Source organism: Pseudomonas chlororaphis subsp. piscium (genome assembly GCF_003850345.1).
GTDB classification, from domain to species: domain Bacteria; phylum Pseudomonadota; class Gammaproteobacteria; order Pseudomonadales; family Pseudomonadaceae; genus Aquipseudomonas; species Aquipseudomonas piscium.
Genome location: NZ_CP027707.1, coordinates 562,099 through 580,891, shown reverse-complemented (window position 1 = coordinate 580,891; position 18,793 = coordinate 562,099). Strand labels below are relative to the sequence as shown.

The following is an 18,793-nucleotide window of genomic DNA, read 5'->3' as shown; positions in this document are numbered from 1 at the left end:
TGCCTAGCTTAGCCCCAGCTCGCGCCAAATCCGCAATACCTCCCGTCGCTCGCTGGCGAACTGGTCGCCGGCGATGACCCCGGCCTCGTTCTGCAAGGCCTGGCGGTGAGCCGCGGAACGGTAGGCCTTGTAGACCTCGCGCAGCAGACTGGCGTCGGTCGCGGGCATCAGCCCGACTTCCTCCAGACCTTCCAGAATGCGGATATTGTCGGTGTAACGCAGCAATGACGGGTGCTCTTGCGACCACGCCAGGGCCGCGTATTGCACCATAAATTCGATGTCGACGATACCTCCGGCGTCCTGCTTGAGGTCGAACGGCGCCGTGGCCTCGAAGGCATTTGCCGCGGTTCCGGCAGCCGTCGCCTTGGTCCCCAGGTTGTCGCGCATCTTGGCCCGCATCTCGCTGACCTCCTGCTGCAACTTGGGCAGGTCACGGGCATGCCCCAACACCGCCGCCCGCACTTTCTCGAAGGCCTGGCCGACATCCTGGCTACCCACCAGCACCCGGGCGCGCACCAGCGCCTGATGTTCCCAGGTCCAGGCTTCGTTCTCCTGATAACGGGCGAACGCCCCCAGCGAACTCACCAGCAAGCCCGACGCCCCGGATGGCCGCAGGCGCATGTCCACTTCATACAGCTGGCCGGAGTTGGTCTGGGTGGTCAGCAGGTGAATGATCCGCTGCCCCAGGCGGGTGAAGAACTGCGCGCCGTCGATCGGTTTCGGGCCATCGGTTTCCGCCTGCGGATCGCCGTCATGGATGAATACCAGGTCCAGGTCGGAACCATGCCCGAGTTCCAGGCCGCCGACTTTCCCGTAACCGACAATAATGAAGCCGGGATCGCACAAGGTGCCATCGGTGCGCTGCGGAGCACCGTATTTGGCCACGGTCTGGCGCCAGGCCAGGGCCAGTACCTGTTCGAGGATCGCCTCGGCCAGCCAGGTCAGGTAATCGCTGACCTTCATCAACGGCAGGCTGCCGGCGATTTCCGAAGCCGCCACCCGCAGGCGGTGAGCCAGCTTGAAGTGGCGCAGCGCCTCCATCTGCTGTTCCAGATCGTCCTCGGGGATGCGCGTCAGGCGCTCGCGCAGCTCGGCGGCCAGCTCCGGCGCCAATGGCGGCTTGAACAGCCGGCCTTCGTTGAGCAACTCATCGAGCAGCAGCGGGAAGCGGGTGATCTGCTCGGCGATCCACGGGCTGGCGGCACACAGGGTCAGCAGGCGGCGCAAGGCCCCGGGGTTCTCGGTGAGCAGCACCAGGTAGGCGGAACGTCGCGCCACCGCCTCGACCAGCGGCAACACGCGCTCCAGCACCAGGTCCGGATTAGCATGCTCCACCGCCTGGGCCAGCAGGCGTGGAATAAAGGCATCGAGGCGTTCGCGCCCCAAACGCTGCATCGCTCGCAATTGCGGGCTGCCACGCAGGCCGGCCAGCGCCCTGAGCGCCTTGGGCGCGTCATTGAAACCGCCTTCCTGCAGTTGCCGGCAAGCAGCATCTTCATCCTGGGCTTCTTCCCACAGCGGCAGCCATTCACCGCCGACCACCACTTCGCATTCGTTGCCTTCGTCTTCATCCGGGTCGGCGATCACCTGGCGGAAATGCCATTCCACCCGCCCGCGCCAATACATCAGGCGCTCATGGAACGCCGCCCAGTCGGCAAAACCCAGCATGAAGGCGATACGCGCCTGGTCCTGTGGATTGTCCGGCAGCATCTGCGTCTGCCGGTCGGCGATCGCCTGGATCGCGTGCTCGGTGTAACGCAGGAACTCGTAACCTTCACGCAGCTCGGCGATCACCGCGGGCGGCAGATACCCCTGCCCCTCCAGAGTGGTCAGCACCTTTAATAGAGGACGCTGCTGCAGGCTCAGGTCGCGCCCGCCATGGATCAGCTGGAAAGCCTGGGCGATGAACTCGACTTCACGAATCCCACCGGAGCCCAGCTTGATGTTGTCGGCCATGCCCTTGCGCCGCACTTCCTGCTGGATCAGCTGCTTCATGGTGCGCAGCGCTTCGATCGCCGAGAAGTCCAGGTAACGCCGGTAGACAAAAGGCCGCAACATGTCGAGCAACTGCGCGCCGGCGACCTGGTCGCCCGCCACCACCCGCGCCTTGATCATCGCGTAGCGTTCCCAGTCGCGGCCCTGATCCTGGTAGTACTGCTCCAGCGCATTGAAGCTCAGCACCAGGGCACCCGCCGAACCGTAGGGCCGCAGGCGCATGTCGACACGGAACACGAAACCGTCGACGGTCATCGGGTCCAGCGCCTTGATCAGGCGCTGGCCCAGGCGGATGAAAAACTCCTGGTTATCCAGCGCCCGCTTCACACCCACGGTTTCCCCGCCTTCGGGGTAGGCGAAGATCAGGTCGATGTCGGACGACAGGTTCAGCTCGACGGCGCCCAGCTTGCCCATGCCGAGGATGACCATTTGCTGCGGCTCGCCACTGCGCCGACCGGTGGGAACACCGAACTGCTCACAGTGGCGCTGGTACAACCATTGATAGGCCTGGTCGATGCAGGCGTCGGCCATGTCCGACAGGTCGCGACAGGTCTGCACCAGATCCGCCTGACGCGTCAGGTCGCGCCAGATGATCCGCACCTGATGACGATTGCGCTGACGCCGCAGCACTCGCCCCAGCTCGTCTTCGCTGGCGGCCTGCTGCACCGCCGCGGCGATCTGCGCGCACAACTCGCCCGGGCCGAAGCCGCGGTCGAGTTCGCCGCCGCGCACCAGCTCCAGCAACATCAAAGGGTCACGAAGGCTCTGTTCAATGAAAAAGTCGCTGGCGGCGCTCACCCGGGCGAACTCGGCCCAGCGCTCGGGGGTCCAGGCGGCGAGCCCGTGATCGTCATCCAGGGTCGCCACGGCGTTACGGAACGACTGCTCCGCGCGGCTGACAAAAGGCAGGAGAATCGCTGGGAGTTCGGCAAGCGCGGGCAGGCTCATGGGCTATCCTTGATCGGCGTAGAAAGGGGCGGTCGGGGCAAATTCTGCGGGCGCGGCCCTTGAAGGACTGTCGAACAAAAGTTAGAAATAGCTGAAATTTTTATTATTTTGGCAGCCAGCATCAAATTCTTACCCATTGGTGTTGGAAATCGACCAACAGTAACGATTATTCTCACAACGCAGCAGGAGGCCACAAGCCAATCTTCTGTAGTTTTACTACTCGTCTATACATTCGAAAGGCTGAAATGGCCGACGATTTGTAGTAAAACTACACGCCGCCGTATCAACCTTCGGCAATCCAAGAATTTTATCGTCTGCCCACAAGGCCAGTCGCAAACTCAGGCAACCGATTCTGGAAGCCTTTCCGCCCTGGAGCAAGCCATGCAAGACCTCGATCCCGTCGAAACCCAGGAATGGCTGGACGCCCTGGAATCGGTTCTCGACAAAGAAGGCGAAGACCGTGCTCACTATCTGATGACCCGTATGGGCGAACTCGCGACCCGCAGCGGCTCGCAACTGCCCTACGCCATCACCACGCCGTACCGCAACACGATTCCCGTCACCCACGAAGCACGCATGCCTGGCGACCTGTTCATGGAACGCCGCATTCGCTCGCTGGTACGTTGGAACGCGTTGGCCATGGTCATGCGTACGAACCTGAAAGATTCTGACCTGGGCGGTCACATCTCCAGCTTCGCTTCCAGTGCGACTCTGTATGACATCGGCTTCAACTACTTCTTCCAGGCGCCAACCGAAGAACATGGCGGCGACCTGATCTACTTCCAGGGCCACGCTTCCCCTGGCGTCTACGCTCGCGCTTTCATGGAAGGCCGCATCAGCGAAGACCAGATGAACAACTTCCGTCAGGAAGTGGACGGCAACGGCCTGTCCTCCTACCCACACCCATGGCTGATGCCTGACTTCTGGCAGTTCCCGACCGTATCCATGGGTCTGGGTCCGATCCAGGCGATCTACCAGGCGCGCTTCATGAAGTACCTGGAAGCCCGTGGCTTCATCCAGCCAGGCAAGCAGAAAGTCTGGTGCTTCATGGGCGACGGCGAGTGCGACGAGCCGGAATCCCTGGGCGCGATCTCCCTGGCCGGCCGCGAGAAGCTGGACAACCTGATCTTCGTCATCAACTGCAACCTGCAGCGCCTCGACGGCCCGGTTCGCGGCAACGGCAAGATCATCCAGGAACTCGAAGGCGTGTTCCGTGGTGCCCAGTGGAATGTGAACAAGGTCATCTGGGGCCGTTTCTGGGACCCACTGCTGGCCAAGGACACCCACGGCATCCTGCAACGCCGCATGGACGAAGTCATCGACGGCGAGTACCAGAACTACAAGGCCAAAGACGGCGCCTTCGTGCGTGAGCACTTCTTCAACACGCCAGAACTCAAGGCGATGGTCGAAGACCTGTCCGACGACGAAATCTGGAAACTCAACCGTGGCGGCCACGACCCGTACAAGGTCTATGCGGCCTACCACGAAGCGGTCAACCACAAAGAGCAACCGACCGTCATCCTGGCCAAGACCATCAAGGGTTATGGCACCGGCGCCGGCGAAGCGAAGAACACCGCGCACAACACCAAGAAAGTCGATGTCGACAGCCTGAAGCTGTTCCGCGACCGCTTCGACATTCCGGTCAAGGACGAAGAAATCGAAAACCTGCCGTTCTTCCGACCGGAAGAAGGCAGCGCCGAAGCCCGCTACCTGAGCGAGCGTCGTGCCGCACTGGGCGGTTTCGTGCCTCAGCGTCGCGCCAAGAGCTTCAACATTCCGACCCCGCCACTGGAAACCCTCAAGGCTATCCTCGACGGCTCGGGCGACCGCGAAATCTCCACCACCATGGCCTTCGTGCGGATCCTCGCGCAGTTGGTCAAGGACAAGGAAATCGGCCAGCGCATCGTGCCGATCATCCCGGACGAAGCCCGTACCTTCGGTATGGAAGGCATGTTCCGTCAGTTGGGCATCTACTCGTCCGTCGGCCAGCTCTACGAGCCAGTCGATAAAGACCAGGTGATGTTCTACCGCGAAGACAAGAAGGGCCAGATCCTCGAGGAAGGCATCAACGAAGCGGGCGCCATGAGCTCCTTCATTGCAGCCGGTACTTCGTACTCCAGCCACAACCAGCCGATGCTGCCGTTCTACATCTTCTATTCGATGTTCGGCTTCCAGCGTATCGGCGACCTGGCCTGGGCCGCTGGCGACAGCCGTACCCGTGGCTTCCTGATCGGCGGTACCGCCGGCCGTACCACCCTCAACGGTGAAGGCCTGCAGCACGAAGACGGTCACAGCCACATGCTGGCGGGCACCATCCCGAACTGCCGTACCTTCGATCCGACCTACGGCTACGAGCTGGCGGTGATCATCCAGGACGGCATGAAGAAGATGACCGAAGAGCAACAGGACGTCTTCTACTACATCACCGTGATGAACGAGTCCTACCAGCAGCCAGCCATGCCGGCCGGTGTCGAGGAAGGCATCATCAAGGGCATGTACCTGCTCGAGGAAGACACCCGCGAAGCGGCGCACCACGTACAGCTGATGGGCTCCGGCACCATCCTGCGCGAAGTCCGTGAAGCGGCGAAGATCCTGCGTGAAGAATTCAACGTGGGCGCGGACGTCTGGAGCGTTACCAGCTTCAACGAACTGCGTCGCGATGGCCTGGCAGTCGAGCGCAGCAACCGTCTGCACCCGGGCCAGAAGCCTAAGTTGAGCTATGTCGAAGAGTGCCTGAGCGGCCGTAAGGGTCCGGTCATCGCTTCTACCGACTACATGAAGCTGTTCGCCGAACAGATTCGTCAGTGGGTCCCGTCCAAGGAATTCAAAGTCCTGGGCACCGACGGTTTCGGCCGCAGTGACAGCCGCAAGAAGCTGCGTCACTTCTTCGAAGTCGACCGTCATTTCGTGGTGTTGGCAGCCCTGGAAGCCTTGGCTGACCGTGGTGACATCGAACCTAAGGTCGTGGCCGAGGCCATCACCAAGTTCGGCATCAACCCGGAAAAACGCAACCCACTGGACTGCTGAGGAGATTTTTTGTGAGCGAACTCATTCGCGTACCTGACATCGGCAGCGGTGAAGGTGAAGTAATCGAACTGTTTGTAAAGGTCGGCGACCGTATCGAAGCCGACCAGAGCATCCTGACGCTGGAATCGGACAAGGCGAGCATGGAAGTTCCGGCGCCTAAAGCCGGCATCATCAAGAGCCTGAAAGTGAAGCTGGGCGACCGCCTGAAAGAAGGCGACGAGCTGCTGGAACTGGAAGTCGAGGGTGCCGCTGCCGCGGCGCCAGCGGCCGCCGCTCCGGCTGCCAAGGCCGAGGAAAAACCAGCTGCAGCGCCGGCTCCTGCCGCCCCTGCCGCTGCGCCTGCCGCCGCTTCGACCCAGCAGGTCCACGTGCCGGATATCGGTTCGTCGGGCAAGGCCCAGATCATCGAGATCCAGGTCAAGGTCGGCGACACCGTCGAGGCCGACCAGTCGCTGATCACCCTCGAATCCGACAAGGCCAGCATGGAAATCCCATCGCCAGCCGCTGGCGTGGTCGAGAGCATCAGCGTCAAGCTCAACGATGAAGTTGGCACCGGCGACCTGATCCTGGCCCTGAAAGTGGCGGGCGCTGCCCCTGCTGCCGCTGCGCCTGCCCAGGCCGCCGCTCCGGCCGCTGCTGCTCCGGCACCGGCTGCCGCCCCAGTGGCCGACAGTGTTCAAGACATCCATGTCCCGGACATCGGTTCGGCCGGCAAGGCCAAGATCATCGAAGTCCTGGTCAAGGCTGGCGACAGCGTTGAAGCCGACCAGTCGCTGATCACCCTCGAGTCCGACAAGGCCAGCATGGAAATCCCATCGCCAGCCGCCGGCATCGTGGAAAGCGTTGCGATCAAGCTGGACGACGAAGTCGGTACCGGCGACCTGATCCTCAAGCTGAAGGTCAAGGGCGCTGCCCCAGCGGCCGCCCCTGCACCTGCCGCAGCCCCGACTGCCGCCAAGCCTGAAGCCGCTCCTGCGGCCGCAGCGGCGGCACCTGCTGCTCCAACTGCCGCCCCGGCCCAGCCGGGCGCGAAAGTTCATGCCGGCCCTGCCGTGCGTCAACTGGCGCGCGAGTTCGGCGTCGAGCTGAACGCAGTGAGCCCGAGCGGTCCGCACGGTCGCATCCTCAAGGAAGACGTGCAGGTCTACGTCAAGGCCATGATGCAGAAGGCCAAGGAAGCACCGGCAGCTGCCGGTGCAACCGGTGGCGCGGGCATCCCGCCGATTCCGGTGGTGGACTTCAGCCGCTTCGGCGAGATCGAAGAAGTGCCGATGACCCGCCTGATGCAGGCTGGCGCATCGAACCTGCATCGCAGCTGGCTGAACGTGCCTCACGTCACCCAGTTCGACTCGGCCGACATCACCGAGCTGGAAGCCTTCCGGATCGCCCAGAAAGCCGTCGCAGAGAAGGCAGGCGTCAAGCTGACCATCCTGCCGCTGCTGCTGAAATCCTGCGCGCACCTGCTCAAGGAACTGCCGGACTTCAACAGCTCACTGGCGCCTAGCGGCAAAGCGATCATCCGCAAGAAGTACGTGAACATCGGCTTCGCGGTCGACACCCCGGATGGCCTGCTGGTACCGGTGATCAAGAACGTCGACCAGAAGAGCCTGCTGCAACTGGCTGCCGAAGCCGCTTCCCTGGCTGAAAAAGCCCGGACCAAGAAGCTCTCGGCAGACGACATGCAGGGCGCCTGCTTCACCATCTCCAGCCTCGGTCACATTGGCGGCACCGGCTTCACGCCGATCGTCAACGCACCGGAAGTGGCGATCCTCGGCGTTTCCAAGGCGACCATCCAGCCAGTCTGGGACGGCAAAGCCTTCCAGCCGAAGCTGATGCTGCCGCTGTCGCTGTCCTACGATCACCGTGTGATCAACGGCGCCGCTGCCGCACGCTTCACCAAGCGTCTGAGCGATCTGCTGGCGGATATCCGCACCATCCTGCTGTAAGACTCGGCCGGCTTCCCTGCCATGGGGAAGCCGGCCGTTGCACCCTTTTCGAGCGCCACGCTCGTACCTCAACCCCGTCGATTTGGCGGGGCTTTTTTTTGCCGAAAAAACGCTATAACCAGCGGCCAAAGCCCGGTAAAACACCAGGAAATATTAGTTTTCAGAAATCTCTCGTTCTGCCGATAGATTCTTATAGCACTTAGCCTTCATCTCACTTGTCAGTCAGTGCCGCATGATGCAACCTTGCCGCAGGCAACAGTAAAGAGGGCGCGAGCCCGGCGCGATCAGCATTTACCAAGCGAGTTTCCCCATGAAAAGCCAACCCGATGCCGCCAGCCGTATGGTGGCCGAGGTAGTGACGCAGTTGCCCGTGCCCTCGCGGCTCGGCATGCTGCGTTTCGAACGGCTGAATGAAGCGAGCTGGGCCCTGCTGTTTCTCGACCCGAACTGTGAACGCCAATTCGGCCTGCCCGCCGTCGAGCTCTGCGCCCTGGTCGGCTCGCCCTATGCCAGCCTGATGGAACCGGAAGCCCGCTACCAGCTGCACGATGCGATCCAGCAGCAACTGACCCACAGCCCGCATTACCTGATTCGCTATACCCTGCACACCGCCAAGGGCTCGCTCAGCCTGCTGGAGCTCGGCGAAGCCTACAAACAGCACAATCGACACCTGTTGCGTGGTTATTTCCTGGTGGTCGACGGCCTGCTCAACGACGATCAGCCGCTCTCCGCGCCCGACCTGGAAACCCAGAACAGCCGCCTGCAAATCGCCCTGGAACTCAACCAGCGTGCCCAGCAGGAACAACTCCAGCACCTCGAACGGGTGCGTGCCCAACAAGACCTGATCCTGCTCCTGGCCCGCCAGCGCTACAGCACCAACAACCCCCTGCTGGAAGCCGCGGAGCTGATTACCCGCAGCGCCTGCGACATCTACGAAATCGACTGTGCCAGCATCTGGAACCTGGAAGGCCAGTTGCTGGTGCCGATCTGCGCCTATCACCGCGACCTGCAGGAATACATCCTGCCGGAGGCGATCGACGCCAGCGATTTCCCCGACTACCTCGAAGCCCTGCACACCAGCCGGGCCATCGATGCGCACAACGCCATGCGCGACCCGCGCACCCGGGAAATGGCCGAAAGCCTGCGCCCGCGCAATATCAACGCCATGCTCGACGCCAGCATTCGCATCGACGGCCAGGTAGTCGGCGTGCTGTGCCTGGAGCAAGTGGGCAACACCCGCGCCTGGCAATCCGATGAAATCGCCTTTGCCGGCGAGCTGGCGGACCAGTTCGCCCAGGTCATCAACAACCACAACCGCCGTACCGCCACCAGCGCCCTGCACCTGTTCCAGCGCGCGGTCGAGCAAAGCGCCAATGCCTTTCTGCTGGTCAACTGCGACGGCGTGGTGGAGTACGTCAACCCGAGCTTCACCGCGATCACCCAGTACAGCACTGAAGAAGTCCACGGCCACCGGCTGGCGGAACTGCCGGCGCTGGAGAACCTCAGCGAACTGCTGTTCGACGCGCCCTCCAGCCTGGCCAAGAGCAACAGCTGGCAGGGCGAGTTCAAGAGCCGGCGCAAGAACCTGGAACCGTACTGGGGCCAGCTGTCGATCTCCAAGGTCTATGGCGACAACCGCGAACTGACCCACTACATCGGCATCTACGAAGACATCACCCAGACCAAGCTCGCCCAGCAGCGCATCGAACGCCTGGCCTACACCGACAACCTGACCAACCTGGGCAACCGTCCGGCCTTCATCCGCAACCTCGACGAACGCTTCGCCCGTGACAGCGACAGCCCCATCAGCCTGCTGCTAGTGGACATCGACAACTTCAAGCGGATCAACGACAGCCTTGGCCACCAGACCGGCGACAAACTGCTGATCAGCCTGGCCCGGCGCCTGCGCAACAGCCTGAGCCCGAGCGGCAGCCTGGCGCGCTTCGCCAGTAACGAGTTCGCCGTGCTGCTGGACGACACCGACCTGGAAGCCGGCCAACAGATCGCCAGCCAGCTGCTGATGACCCTCGACAAGCCGATGTTCGTCGACAACCAGCTCATCAGCGTCACCGGCTCCGTGGGCCTGGCCTGTGCACCGCTGCACGGCCGCGACCCGCAGACCCTGATGCGCAACGCCGGCCTGGCGCTGCACAAGGCCAAGGCCAACGGCAAGCATCAGGTGCAGGTGTTTACCGAGGCCTTGAACGCCGAAGCCAGCTACAAGCTGTTCGTGGAAAACAACCTGCGCCGCGCCCTGACCCAGAACGAGCTGGACGTGTTCTACCAGCCCAAGCTGTGCCTGCGCAGCGGACGCCTGCTGGGCATGGAAGCGCTGCTGCGCTGGAACCATCCGGAAAAGGGCATGATCCGCCCGGACCAGTTCATCAGCGTCGCCGAAGAGACCGGCCTGATCATCCCGATCGGCAAATGGATCGCGCGCCAGGCCTGTCGCATGAGCAAGCGACTGACCGCCGCTGGCCTGGGTAACCTGCAGGTGGCCATCAACCTGTCGCCCAAGCAGTTTTCCGACCCGGACCTGGTGGCCTCCATCGCCAGCATCCTCAAGGAAGAACAGCTGCCCGCCTCGCTGCTGGAGCTTGAGCTGACGGAGGGCCTGCTGCTGGAGGCCACCGAAGACACCCACCAGCAACTCGACCAGCTGAAAAAGCTCGGCCTGACCCTGGCCATGGACGACTTCGGCACCGGCTATTCGTCGCTGAGCTACCTGAAAAAATTCCCGATCGACATCATCAAGATCGATCGCAGCTTCATCCATGAAATCCCCGCCAACCAGGACGACATGGAAATCACCTCGGCGGTGATCGCCATGGCCCACAACCTGAAAATCCAGGTGGTGGCCGAGGGCATCGAAACCGCGGAACAGTTGTCCTTCCTGCGTCGCCACCGCTGCGATGTCGGCCAGGGCTACCTGTTCGACCGGCCGATCCCCGGCTCGGAGCTGATCGACAAGCTCAAACGTTATCCGCGCGGCCCAATCGCCTGACAGCGCTGTAACACTCGGGCAAACTGCAAGTCTGGTTAATTACTCAATCCCACCCTGACTGAGAGGACTGATCATGGTTCTGCGCTCGGAAATTCTGGTGAACAAAAACGTGCTACCTACCAAAGAACAAGCTCTGCCTGGCCGCGAAACCCCGATGACCGTGCCAGCCGAACACTTCGTCAACGGCAACCCGCTGCTGGGCCCATTCCCGGGCAACGTGGAATTCGCCATCTTCGGCCTGGGTTGCTTCTGGGGTGCGGAACGCAAGTTCTGGCAGCGCGAGGGCGTGTTCAGCACGTCGGTGGGCTACGCCGGCGGCTTTACCCCGAACCCGACCTACGAAGAAGTCTGCTCGGGCCTGACCGGCCACAGCGAAGTGGTGCTGGTGGTCTACGAACCGGAGAAAGTCAGCTACCAGGAACTGCTGGCGATGTTCTGGGAACTGCATAACCCGACCCAGGGCATGCGCCAGGGCAACGACATCGGCACCCAGTACCGCTCGGTGATCTATGCCACCAACCCGACCCAGCTGGAGCAGGCCAAGGCCAGCGAAAAAGTGTTCCAGGCCGAGCTGACCAAGGCCGGGCTGGGCGCCATCACCACGGAAATCGAAGAAGCCCCGACCTTCTACTATGCCGAGGCCTACCACCAGCAGTACCTGGCGAAGAATCCGGAAGGCTACTGCGGGATCGGCGGCACAGGCGTGACCTGCCCGATCTGACCTGTGTAGCCGCTGCCGAGCAGCCTCGGCAGCGGCTACAACCTCACATCATTCGGCGATCAGCCAATCCATCTGCCAGCCGCCCTGGGTCTGGCCCAGTTTCTGTGCCAGCCACGGCAGCAGCTCGCGCAACTCCTCTTCCAGCCCCCACGGCGGGTTGGCAATCGCCAGGCCCGAGCCGTTCAGGCTGTTCGGGGTATCCAGCGGGTGCACCAGCAACTCCACACGCAGCAGCTTCGGCGCGCCGGTACCGGCCAGGTCCTGGTAGAAGCGGCGTAGCGCCCGCTGATCCTTGACCGGGTACCAGATGGCCGCCACGGTCTGGCGCATCCGGCCGATGGCTTCTTTCAGCGACGCGGCGCAACGCTGCATCTCGTCGAGCTGTTCGAACGGCGGGTCGATCAGCATCACCGCGCGCTTCTCGGCCACCGGCAACAATGCCCGCGCCACATGCCAGCCCTCGCCCAGGTGGACCGCCACCCGGCGATCGCCCTTCATGTTGTCCTTGAGCAGCAGCCCGTCTTCCGGATGCTTTTCGTTGAGCAACACCCGGTCCTGGGGGCGGGTCAGGCGCCGCGCCAGCTCGGGCGAACCCGGGTAATAACGCAGTTCGCCGTCGGGGTTCATCTTGTGCAGCACCGCCATGTAGTCGGCGGTCAGCGCTGGCAGGTCCTGCTCGCCCCACAGGCGCGCGATGCCTTCCAGGTACTCGCCGGTGCGGTTGGCCTGATCGCCCTGGAGGTCGTACAGGCCGATGCCGGCATGGCTGTCGAGGTAGGCGAACGGCTGCTCCTTGCGCGACATCAGGGCGATGAGGCGGGTCAGGGTCAGGTGTTTGAAGACGTCGGCGTGGTTGCCGGCGTGGAAGGCGTGACGATAGTTCATGGTTGCTCCTGCGCAGGGGGCGAAGTTTACCCTGTGCCACGGCCGGCGTCAGGTCGTGTCGGGAACGTCCACAGGGCAAACGCGCCCACAAAAAAAGCCCGCATCCCAGGGAATGCGGGCTTTTCGAGTCACTGCAAGGGCGCCGCCTCAGCGGCTCCCGATCAGTGGTTGAGCTTGAAGTCTTTCTCGGCCGCTTCGAAACGCTGGACCATGCCAGCGCTCGGTGCGCTCATCTTGCTCACCAGCAGGATGGCCACGCTGGCGAAGATGAAGCCCGGGATGATTTCGTACAGGCCCAGCAGGTTGAAGTGTTTCCACAGGATCACGGTCAACGCGCCGACGATGATGCCGGCCAGCGCGCCGTCGCGGGTCATGCCTTTCCACATCACCGAGATCAGTACCACAGGGCCGAAGGCCGCGCCGAAACCGGCCCAGGCGTAGCTGACCAGGCCCAGTACGCGGTTTTCCGGGTTGGCGGCCATGGCGATAGCGACCAATGCGACCACCAGCACCATGGCGCGACCGACCCACACCAGCTCCAGCTGGGAGGCATTTTTTCGCAGGAAGGACTTGTAGAAGTCTTCGGTCAGGGCACTGGAGCACACCAGCAGCTGGCAGCTCAAAGTACTCATCACCGCCGCCAGGATGGCCGACAGCAGCACACCGGCGATCCATGGATTGAAGAGAATTTTTGCCAGCTCGATGAACACCCGCTCGTGGTTCTCGCTCACAGGCATCGCCACCGCCGGGTTCGCTGAGAAGTAGGCGATACCGAAGAAGCCCACGGCCACGGTGCCGCCCAGGCACAGGATCATCCAGGTCATGGAGATGCGACGGGCGTTGGCGATCGACTTGACCGAATCCGCAGCCATGAAGCGCGCCAGGATGTGCGGCTGGCCGAAGTAGCCCAGGCCCCAGCCCATCAGCGAGATGATGCCGATGAAGGTGGTGTTTTTCAGCATGTCGAAGTTGCTTGGGTCCTGGGCTTCGATCGCCAGGAAGGTGGTGTCGACGCCACCGGTGGCCAGCAGCACGATGACCGGCGTCAGCAGCAGGGCGAAGATCATCAGGGTGGCTTGCACGGTGTCGGTCCAGCTTACCGCCAGGAAACCACCGACGAAGGTGTAGGCGATGGTCGCCGCGGCACCGGCCCACAGCGCGGTCTCGTAGGACATGCCGAAGGTGCTTTCGAACAGACGGGCACCGGCGACGATGCCGGAAGCGCAGTAAATGGTGAAGAACACCAGGATCACGATCGCGGAGATGATCCGCAGCAGCCCGCTCTTGTCCTCGAAGCGGCTGGAGAAATAGTCCGGCAGCGTCAATGCATCGCCGTTGTGTTCGGTTTGTACTCGCAGACGACCGGCGACGAACAGCCAGTTCAGGTAGGCACCGACGATCAGGCCGATGGCGATCCAGCTCTCGGACAGGCCGGACATGTAGATGGCGCCCGGCAGGCCCATCAACAACCAGCCGCTCATGTCGGAAGCACCGGCGGAAAGCGCGGTCACCACGCTACCCAGGCTGCGGCCACCGAGGATGTAGTCAGAAAGGTTGTTGGTCGAGCGATAGGCCATGAAGCCGATCAGCACCATAGCTGCGATGTAGATCACGAACGTGATCAAGGTTGGATTGCTTGCACTCATTGAGTTACGCCCTGGCTTTGTTTTTATGTAGCGGCGGTCAGCACCACCGCTATCAAACGGCTACGTTTGAAGGACGACTTGGCACTCCGCGCATTTATGACTGATGTTTCCCCAGGAAAGCCATCAGCCGATGAACCGGTCGCGAGGACAGGTTGCACCTTGGGCGCGAATGCTATTCAACAACTCAAAGAAGGTGCAACCTGTTTCGTGAGAATAAGTTGCACCTAAGCGATTTTTCCGGCGAACGCCCCGTTTTTGCTCCTTTTTGGAGCAAAAACCCATCGCAACCGAATTAAAAGCACCAAGCAGAAGCACCGCCCCGGAACCGGAAATTAATTCCTGATGAGCTGCCGATTATTCCGATAAAAAACAGGTTGCACCCGGTTGCACCTCTTTCGGCTCGCGGCTAATCTTGCCGCCAGCTGATGCCACGCAACCGTGGTAAACATGAGGATAAAAATATGGCTACCACCACCCTTGGGGTCAAACTCGACGACCCAACCCGCGAACGCCTGAAGGCTGCCGCGACCTCGATCGATCGCACGCCGCACTGGCTGATCAAGCAGGCAATTTTCAATTACCTGGAAAAACTCGAGGGTGGTGCAACCCTGACCGAGCTGAGCGGTTCGACCCGCACCGACGGCGATGACGCCGGCGAAGTGCAGACCGATCACGCCCACCAGTGCTTCCTCGAATTCGCCGAAAGCATCCTGCCGCAATCGGTGCTGCGCGCCTCGATCACCGCCGCTTACCGCCGCCCGGAACCGGAAGTGGTACCGATGCTGCTGGAGCAGGCGCGCCTGCCGGCCACCATGGCCGAAGCCACCAACAAGCTGGCCGCGACCATCGCCGAAAAACTGCGCAACCAGAAGAGCGCCGGCGGCCGTGCCGGTATAGTCCAGGGCCTGCTGCAGGAGTTCTCCCTGTCGTCCCAGGAAGGCGTGGCCCTGATGTGCCTGGCCGAAGCCCTGCTGCGGATTCCGGACAAAGGCACCCGTGACGCGCTGATCCGCGACAAGATCAGCACCGGCAACTGGCAGCCGCACCTGGGCAACAGCCCGTCGCTGTTCGTCAACGCCGCCACCTGGGGCCTGCTGCTGACCGGCAAACTGGTCGCCACCCACAACGAAGCCGGCCTGACCTCGTCCCTGAGCCGCATCATCGGCAAGAGCGGCGAGCCGATGATCCGCAAGGGCGTCGACATGGCCATGCGCCTGATGGGCGAGCAGTTCGTCACCGGCGAAACCATCGCCGAAGCCCTGGCCAACGCCAGCAAGTTCGAAGCCAAGGGCTTCCGTTACTCCTACGACATGCTCGGCGAAGCGGCACTGACCGAGCACGACGCGCAGAAATACCTGGCGTCCTACGAACAGGCCATCCACTCGATCGGCAAGGCTTCCCACGGTCGCGGCATCTATGAAGGCCCGGGCATCTCGATCAAGCTCTCGGCCCTGCACCCGCGCTACAGCCGCGCCCAGTACGAGCGCGTGATGGACGAGCTGTACCCGCGCCTGCTGTCGCTGACCCTGCTGGCCAAGCAATACGACATCGGCCTGAACATCGACGCCGAAGAAGCCGACCGCCTGGAGCTGTCGCTGGATCTGCTCGAGCGCCTGTGCTTCGAGCCGCAACTGACCGGCTGGAACGGTATCGGTTTTGTGATCCAGGCCTACCAGAAGCGCTGCCCGTACGTGATCGACTACGTGATCGACCTGGCGCGCCGCAGCCGCCACCGCCTGATGATCCGCCTGGTGAAAGGCGCCTACTGGGACAGCGAGATCAAGCGCGCCCAGGTCGAAGGCCTGGAAGGCTATCCGGTCTACACCCGCAAGGTGTACACCGACGTTTCCTATATCGCCTGCGCCCGCAAGCTGCTGTCGGTACCGGAAGTCATCTACCCGCAATTCGCCACCCACAACGCCCACACCCTGTCGGCCATCTACCACATCGCCGGTCAGAACTATTACCCGGGCCAGTACGAGTTCCAGTGCCTGCACGGCATGGGCGAACCGCTGTACGAACAGGTAGTCGGCAAGGTCGCCGATGGCAAGCTGAACCGTCCGTGCCGCGTGTATGCGCCGGTCGGCACCCACGAAACCCTGCTGGCCTACCTGGTACGCCGCCTGCTGGAAAACGGCGCCAACACCTCGTTCGTCAACCGCATCGCCGACCAGTCGATCTCCATCCAGGAACTGGTGGCCGACCCGGTCAGCCAGATCGAGCAGATGGCGACCCTGGAAGGTGGCTTCGGCCTGCCGCACCCGCGCATTCCATTGCCGCGTGACCTGTACGGCAGCGAGCGCGCCAACTCCGCCGGCATTGACATGGCCAACGAACACCGCCTGGCGTCGTTGTCCTGCGCCCTGCTGGCCACCGCCCACAACCACTGGAAAGCCGCGCCGATGCTCGGTTGCGCTTCCAGCAGCGAAACTCCGGCGCCAGTCCTGAACCCGTCCGATCACCGCGACGTGGTCGGCCATGTCCAGGAAGCCACGGTCGAAGACGTCGACAACGCCATCCAGTGCGCGCTGAACGCCGCGCCGATCTGGCAGGCCACGCCGCCGGCCGAGCGCGCCGCGATCCTCGAACGCGCCGCCGACCTGATGGAAGGCGAGATCCAGCCACTGATGGGCCTGCTGGCCCGCGAAGCCGGCAAGACCTTCGCCAACGCCATCGCCGAAGTGCGTGAAGCCGTGGACTTCCTGCGCTACTACGCGGTGCAGGCACGCAACGATTTCAGCAACGACGCGCACCGCCCGCTGGGCCCGGTAGTCTGCATCAGCCCGTGGAACTTCCCGCTGGCGATCTTCAGCGGCCAGGTCGCCGCCGCCCTGGCCGCCGGTAATCCGGTACTGGCCAAGCCGGCCGAACAGACACCATTGGTTGCCGCGCAAGCCGTGCGCCTGATGCTCGAAGCCGGCATTCCGGAAGGCGTGCTGCAACTGCTGCCGGGCCGTGGCGAAACCGTCGGTGCCCGCCTGGTGGGCGACGATCGGGTCAAAGGCGTGATGTTCACCGGCTCCACCGAAGTCGCGCGCCTGCTGCAACGCAACGTCGCCGGCCGCCTGGACGCCCAGGGCCGACCAATCCCGCTGATCGCCGAAACCGGTGGCCAGAACGCGATGATCGTCGACTCCTCGGCCCTGACCGAACAAGTGGTGATCGACGTCGTTTCCTCGGCCTTCGACAGCGCCGGCCAGCGTTGCTCGGCCCTGCGCGTACTGTGCCTGCAGGAAGACTCCGCCGACCGCGTGATCGAAATGCTCAAGGGCGCCATGGCAGAAAGTCGCCTGGGCAACCCCGAGCGCCTGTCCGTGGACATCGGCCCGGTGATCGACGCCGAAGCCAAGGCCGGCATCGAGAAACACATCCAGGCCATGCGCGACAAAGGCCGCAGCGTGTATCAGGTGGCGATCGCCGATGGCGAAGAAATCAAGCGCGGCACCTTCGTGATGCCGACCCTGATCGAACTGGAAAGCTTCGACGAGCTGCAACGGGAGATCTTCGGTCCGGTGCTGCACGTGGTGCGCTACAAGCGCAAGGACATCGACCAGCTGATCGCGCAGATCAACGCTTCCGGCTACGGCCTGACCCTGGGCGTGCACACCCGCATCGACGAGACCATCGCCAAGGTAATCGACAACGTCAACGCCGGTAACGTCTACGTCAACCGCAACATCGTCGGTGCCGTGGTCGGCGTGCAGCCGTTCGGCGGCGAAGGCCTGTCGGGCACCGGCCCGAAAGCCGGTGGCCCGCTGTACCTGTACCGCCTGCTGTCGACCCGTCCGACCGACGCCATCGAGCAGTCGTTCGCCCGTGGCGATGCCCTGAACGCACCGGACGTGCGCCTGCGCGATGCCATGAGCAAGCCGCTGAGCGCCCTGCAAGCCTGGGCCGACAGCAACAAGCTGGCGGACCTCGGCGCCCTGTGCGCGCAGTTCGCGGCGCAGTCACAGAGCGGTGTCACCCGCGTCCTGGCCGGCCCGACCGGCGAACGCAACAGCTACGCCATCCTGCCGCGCGAACACGTGCTGTGCCTGGCGGAAGTCGAGGGCGACCTGCTGAGCCAACTGGCTGCCGTCCTGGCGGTGGGTGGTTCGGCGGTCTGGCCGGAAGGCGAGCCGGGCAAGGCGCTCTACGCCCGCCTGCCGAAGGAAGTGCAAGCGCGCATCCAGCGCGTGGCCGACTGGACCAAGGACGAAGTGGTGTTCGATGCGGTCCTGCATCACGGCCACTCCGACCAGCTGCGCGCGGTCTGCCAGCAAGTGGCCAAGCGTGCCGGCGCCATCGTCGGGGTTCACGGCCTGTCGCAAGGCGAAACCGCGATTGCCCTGGAACGCCTGGTGATCGAGCGCGCCTTGAGCGTCAACACCGCGGCGGCCGGCGGTAACGCCAGCCTGATGACCATCGGCTGAGGCTGTCAGTCAGCGGCATGAAAAAGGGCGCCCTTACCGGCGCCCTTTTTTTGTCCGGGGTTTTTCTGTGCCTGGCAGATCGTCATCGCGGGCAAGCCTCGCTCCTACAGAATCATGCGTTGTAACTGACACACCCTACCCCCTCGTTTGGCCCCTCCATCACCGCAATCAATCTTGCTATCCAGAGTTTATTCACCCACCTAGAC

At 63.0% G+C, this 18,793-nt stretch carries 8 protein-coding genes; 5 read left to right on the top strand and 3 right to left on the bottom strand.

What is annotated here, in order from left to right:
• Positions 1-3: 3 nt before the first annotated feature.
• On the bottom strand, positions 4-2,943 hold the full coding sequence (gene glnE, locus C4K38_RS02590) for a bifunctional [glutamate--ammonia ligase]-adenylyl-L-tyrosine phosphorylase/[glutamate--ammonia-ligase] adenylyltransferase (RefSeq protein ID WP_053277156.1): 2,940 nt from the start codon (positions 2,941-2,943) through the stop codon (positions 4-6).
• Between the two features lie 381 nt (positions 2,944-3,324).
• On the opposite strand from glnE, the gene aceE reads away from it, so the two are divergent.
• From aceE to msrA, 4 genes are all read left to right on the top strand, one after another.
• Entirely contained in the window at positions 3,325-5,970 is a 2,646-nt protein-coding gene (aceE, locus tag C4K38_RS02585) for a pyruvate dehydrogenase (acetyl-transferring), homodimeric type (RefSeq protein ID WP_053277155.1), read from the top strand.
• Positions 5,971-5,981: 11 nt separating this feature from the next.
• Positions 5,982-7,916: a dihydrolipoyllysine-residue acetyltransferase gene (gene aceF, locus C4K38_RS02580; RefSeq protein ID WP_053277154.1), complete on the top strand. Its 1,935-nt coding sequence runs from the start codon at positions 5,982-5,984 to the stop codon at positions 7,914-7,916.
• Between the two features lie 310 nt (positions 7,917-8,226).
• The gene (locus C4K38_RS02575; protein ID WP_053277153.1) at positions 8,227-10,920 is read left to right on the top strand and encodes a putative bifunctional diguanylate cyclase/phosphodiesterase; all 2,694 of its coding nucleotides are present in this window, start codon (positions 8,227-8,229) and stop codon (positions 10,918-10,920) included.
• Positions 10,921-10,993: 73 nt separating this feature from the next.
• Positions 10,994-11,641 carry a peptide-methionine (S)-S-oxide reductase MsrA gene (gene msrA, locus C4K38_RS02570; RefSeq protein WP_007926804.1) on the top strand — a complete coding sequence of 216 codons (648 nt, stop codon included), beginning with the start codon at positions 10,994-10,996 and terminating at the stop codon, positions 11,639-11,641.
• Positions 11,642-11,689: 48 nt separating this feature from the next.
• On the opposite strand, the gene C4K38_RS02565 is transcribed toward msrA, so the two are convergent.
• Complete coding sequence (locus C4K38_RS02565) at positions 11,690-12,526, bottom strand: 23S rRNA (adenine(2030)-N(6))-methyltransferase RlmJ (RefSeq protein WP_053268078.1); 837 nt, start codon at positions 12,524-12,526, stop codon at positions 11,690-11,692.
• Between the two features lie 161 nt (positions 12,527-12,687).
• Positions 12,688-14,172, bottom strand: a complete 1,485-nt coding sequence (gene putP, locus C4K38_RS02560) for a sodium/proline symporter PutP (RefSeq protein WP_053277152.1) — start codon at positions 14,170-14,172, stop codon at positions 12,688-12,690.
• A gap of 461 nt (positions 14,173-14,633) precedes the next feature.
• Between putP and putA the strand changes: the two genes are divergently transcribed.
• On the top strand, positions 14,634-18,587 hold the full coding sequence (gene putA / locus C4K38_RS02555; RefSeq protein ID WP_053277151.1) for a trifunctional transcriptional regulator/proline dehydrogenase/L-glutamate gamma-semialdehyde dehydrogenase: 3,954 nt from the start codon (positions 14,634-14,636) through the stop codon (positions 18,585-18,587).
• Positions 18,588-18,793 lie beyond the last annotated feature (206 nt).

Excerpts from the sequence above, each read along its gene's own strand:
- putA (WP_053277151.1), top strand. The coding sequence starts at position 14,634 with ATGGCTACCACCACCCTTGGGGTCAAACTCGACGACCCAACCCGCGAA.
- C4K38_RS02575 (WP_053277153.1), top strand. The coding sequence starts at position 8,227 with ATGAAAAGCCAACCCGATGCCGCCAGCCGTATGGTGGCCGAGGTAGTG.
- msrA (WP_007926804.1), top strand. The coding sequence starts at position 10,994 with ATGGTTCTGCGCTCGGAAATTCTGGTGAACAAAAACGTGCTACCTACC.
- putP (WP_053277152.1), bottom strand. The coding sequence starts at position 14,172 with ATGAGTGCAAGCAATCCAACCTTGATCACGTTCGTGATCTACATCGCA.
- glnE (WP_053277156.1), bottom strand. The coding sequence starts at position 2,943 with ATGAGCCTGCCCGCGCTTGCCGAACTCCCAGCGATTCTCCTGCCTTTT.
- aceE (WP_053277155.1), top strand. The coding sequence starts at position 3,325 with ATGCAAGACCTCGATCCCGTCGAAACCCAGGAATGGCTGGACGCCCTG.
- C4K38_RS02565 (WP_053268078.1), bottom strand. The coding sequence starts at position 12,526 with ATGAACTATCGTCACGCCTTCCACGCCGGCAACCACGCCGACGTCTTC.